At 49.9% G+C, this 4392-nt stretch carries 3 protein-coding genes; all 3 read right to left on the reverse strand.

Annotated elements, in window-relative coordinates:
* Positions 1-217 precede the first annotated feature (217 nt).
* The 3 genes from ACR0BZ_RS19595 to ACR0BZ_RS19605 all read right to left on the reverse strand — a co-directional run bounded on the left by ACR0BZ_RS19595 (position 218) and on the right by ACR0BZ_RS19605 (position 4205).
* Entirely contained in the window at positions 218-421 is a 204-nt protein-coding gene (locus tag ACR0BZ_RS19595) for a hypothetical protein (RefSeq protein ID WP_480921054.1), read from the reverse strand.
* Positions 422-981: 560 nt separating this feature from the next.
* Positions 982-3042: a DUF3857 domain-containing transglutaminase family protein gene (locus ACR0BZ_RS19600; protein ID WP_480921055.1), complete on the reverse strand. Its 2061-nt coding sequence runs from the start codon at positions 3040-3042 to the stop codon at positions 982-984.
* Positions 3039-4205 carry a hypothetical protein gene (locus ACR0BZ_RS19605; RefSeq protein WP_480921056.1) on the reverse strand — a complete coding sequence of 389 codons (1167 nt, stop codon included), beginning with the start codon at positions 4203-4205 and terminating at the stop codon, positions 3039-3041. The genes ACR0BZ_RS19600 and ACR0BZ_RS19605 overlap by 4 nt, the downstream gene beginning before the upstream one ends.
* Positions 4206-4392 lie beyond the last annotated feature (187 nt).

Raw genomic sequence — 4392 nt, forward strand, 5'->3', positions numbered from 1 at the left:
CCCGCCGGCACCTGAAACCATCATCCCGATGGATCACAGGCCGATGATGCACTAACAATCAACTTGGACCAGTCAGATGAGGCTGCTCAGGTTGAGGTTGCGCGTCCAACGGGCTCAGCAACGCCTTTTACGCATACTACCCAGTGAAGCCGCTAAATCTCTCATACAGTATCACTGACACTGCGACACGCGGTCTGCTCGTCTTTGCCCTGTGTATTCAAGACCCGGTGTTCGAGACCTCGAAGTGGGTTTTCACCACACCCAACAAGTGCTCAAAATCACCCTGGACGGCGTCCTCCAAAAAGGCCTGGATTCTGGCTTGCTCGGCTCCGGCGCTTTCGGCTGCGGACTGGCAGCGCGCCAGCACTTCAAAGGCGTTTGCGTTTGTTTTGGGTAGGTCGATGGTCGCAAGTTTTTTCATGTCAAATCCTCATTTAGAATACCGGGCAACCATTGCAGGTCGAAATTAATCTCAGGTATAAGAATTTCGGATTTTGCCCCTCATCCAGAGACTGATTGGGATTTAATATAAGTCGCGATTATAGAGTGATTGCGCTTTTGTCAGCCTGCTACCCGCTGCATCCGAACATCGACCAGTCGTGAAACTTCGATAGGTGGCAGCCTTGAGCCCTAAGTTCAAAATGCTTCTTCGCACTCAAAGGTCTGCGATGCACAGAAAGCCAACTTTGCAAATCCGCTGGCACAGCCCAAAGCGGTCACTCAACTGAACAACTAGTTGCTGCGGTCGCAGCCCTCTTTCCGGACATTCGCCGCGGAAGCGAAATCCACCAAGGTGTGAAGGTCGGGATCGCGGACCTTTGCTGCCGTTAATAGCAGCAAGACCAATGTCCGCTTGAAGATTTATGAGCTCAATATTTGTGACCTTCGTTTTTACATCTTGTCGATTTTGGACCAAAAATTGAGGTTCGATACCGAAATGTAACTTTGTTGGCCCCGGAAACGGGCTAGGCGTCAGATACTCTAAATTGTGTTGGCCCGTTCTTTTCTCATCCCCAACCTAACTCCGACGGCGACGAACCCCGAGACAAACAAAAAAGCACAAACCAGCGATATTTGTTCCAGCGGCCATCCTTCAAACACTTCTATCTGTGAAGGATCCTTTAATGAACCCGGAGATGTCAGCTTATATCGCCAATCATCCTGACCATCCTGCTTTTTGAAAGATGAGCGATACTCTTCCGCTTCATCAGGCTCCACTACGTCGGCCACTACTTCTATTTCATAAGTTGCCGAGATGCCGTTTTCGATCTGACCACCAACCCGGCTGTAACGGATATGTTGTGACTCAAGCTGGAAAGGTTTCGGTGGATTTATTCGTAAGTCACCAACGAGCTCGATGCGGTGCTTTTTGAATAAAGGCGCAAGATAGTATGGCGTCTTCAATTCTTCGTCCGGAAGCTCTTCCAGTTCACCTTTTGTCGCATAGGGATTGAGCCAGAACTTTTCCCAATATCGTTTCTCCTCAAATCCCGATTTCGGTAGGCCGTAGTGCTCAAAGGTAACCAAAACATTGGCATCCTTGTCGTCAGTGTAGGACATTGGCGTTAAACTGACTGCTCCGGGAAACCGGCCTTCATAATAGTCCAAATAGGACTCCGCACGATCAGCCAGCCCGTCACGGGCCAGTTTATATCGGAACCAATCCGCTTCTTTCCCCCGAAATGTGGTTTCTACAAGAAGTTCTGCTGCATTATCTCCGCCAACTTTAAACTCATACCGATCATGGACTTCGTACTCAGGCTCCAGCGGCGTGTATTTGGGAATTGACACAAGCTCCGGCTCGCCCTTCGAAATTGGCAGACCCCAAAGAAAATCGGAGGTTGTAATTTTGGAACCTACACCCCCTTGCAACACATCCGTTGGATCGAGAAAGAACGCTTTTTCGCCATCAAATACCCGAACGATTGCGTGATTAAACAGGTAGGGTGAAGGAAGATAGTTGGGTAAATTGCGACCGTTGCTCGAATGAACAAGCACAACGTCCGATGATATACCCATCTCCTTCAAGATAGAAACCAGCAAAATCGATTTGTCCTTGCAGTCGCCAAATTTTCTTGCCCAGACAGTCTCGGGAGTTCTTGGCAAATAGCCACCTGCGCCGATCTCTGTTCCGAAGTACCTGATTTCATCCTGAACCAAACGGAATGCCTGCGTTGCCATGAATTGGGTATCGCCCTTCTGAAGAGAAGCAATTCGATCCAGAAGGTCGGTGGGTAAGTGGCCCGGAAGGTAAGACTGCTCTACGTCAGCAAGAATGTCTTCCCACTTCGTATCAGTTACAATCTGGGTTTCGCCAAATACGTCTTCCCAACGTTCTGTTTCGTAGGAAAAATCAGGCTGTGTTTCGTCACGATGTTCCCACCGATAATCAGTCCAACCGTCGGACAAAAACACATCAGGCTTTGCAGGGCCATCAATTGAGATCGTTCTATCTTCTGGCACCAGCAGCCGAAAACGCTCAAGTCGGTTTACCGAACTTGGTTTTTCGGTGATCCATTCCAGATAGTGCGATTTGAACACAGTGGGTCTGGAACGAACCGACCACGAAAAGTCCAGGACATCTCCGACCTGCAAATCGGCAACAGTGGCGTGCAGGGTCAATGTTCCGTCAAGAATTCCGGCTTCAATCTCTGTTTCTCGGCGAATACTCAGGAATTCAGTACCCGACAAATCGGAAACATGCCCGTTCCTGATCCGACGAAGGTGGTGAAGAATGACGGTATCTTTAGACGGGTCGTAAGACAGGTTTACAGTTCCGGCGCTTTCCAATCCGGGGCGCTCAACGACCTGTTGAATTTTACGCCGAAAGGTGGAATAGCCGTTTTTTTCGAGGCGAACCTGCTTGTCGAAAAGGATGTAGGCGATACCGTTGGAGATGTGATCGGCTGAGTCACTGGCTTCTGTGACGATTCCGGCCTGATCGACCCACTCCGGGACAGGTCCGTATGTTGCGTCATTTGCCAAAGTTGAAGAAACGAAGCTAAAGCAACAGACTAGCGCTAGAGAAACAAAAGTCTTCATGATGCTCTGCTCCACTTGCGGTTTTGACCCTGAGGTCCCCATGGACCACCCTCAGGAGAAAAGCCCGCCGCCACTAAGTGCCGACGAAGAGCATCTGAACATGGTAGTACAACCAATACCAGATTTCCTCCGCGTATGGTGGCCCAACCTTCATTTTCCTCGACGGTGGAAATAGCCTGATCATCGAACGACCGTTTCAAGAAAGCGCGCCGTACATCTATACCGCCGTCCCCAAGACGATAGGCAGTTTTTCCGCAGCTGTATCCGGGGATGGCAGAGCCGAACGGCGACAGACCCTTTACGCGTCGTTTTATACCTTGCCAGACCCAAGGAATATCAAAAGACAAGGCTGGAAGAAAGCACGTCACCAGAAGCAACCAGCCCACTTGTTCAGGAGCGTTGTCAGCTTTGTGGGCGTTAACGACGAACATTCCAGATACGAATAAAATCACCCCAGTGAAAAAAGCATGGGCGACTAGGTCCAGTGACGGTTTCTTGGTGCCGTTAGACTTTTCGAACACATCGGACGGAAGTTCAAACACAGCCCAACCCCGAGCGTCTTCGGGCAGCTTCCAACCATCGGATGAAGTCTGTTTCTTTGATTTTCTGATAGCCTTAGCAAACTTGGAGGCTTGTGATTTACCGCCGGGATGTCCGGTGTTGTATATTTCCGGCCAGCGTTGCTTCACCAATATTACATCCCGCCAGCGGAACACACTTTGCATTGACGCAAAATGCATTTCATCGTGAAGGTAGGTGTACGTCCAGGTTATGCCGTCACGGCCAACAGAAAACTTTACTAGCCCACGACTCACACCATCCAAAAATCCATCATCGGGAGAGTCCAAGGGGCGTCTATATTTTTCAATCAACCGCCCTAGCCCGGAGGCTGTAGTCCATGTCCAAAAGCCAAAGCCGCACAACATCGCCACTGAAAGCCAAAGCCGCAACTCGGGAGGTTCATACTGGTCTGGCCAAATCGTCGCCAAAGCGGCAGGCACGGCCTGATAGAGTACTGCCCAAAATAGAAACCCGATCAGCACAAGAAACCCGGAGGTCTTCCAAATGGCTTTTCGAAGCCAATACCTCTTGGCGAGATTGTGGTCTCTGAAGCTCACAACGGTAGTAAATGTCAACGACTGGTCAAAGTTCTCTTGGTTCATCTATGCACTAGCTTCAAAAATCAGTACGCGTATCTCTATAGTTGCAACTCAAACTATGGTTGCAATGTGATGTAACTGTGGCAGCGGTGCAAAATCCTGAGCCTCCCCAACTGAACTGGTCCACCGCTATGTTTAGGAAACGGAGGACCACGAATGGCAAACAAGCGACCGAAGCCCGAAGAGATTG

This window comes from Ruegeria sp. P8, from assembly GCF_056534665.1.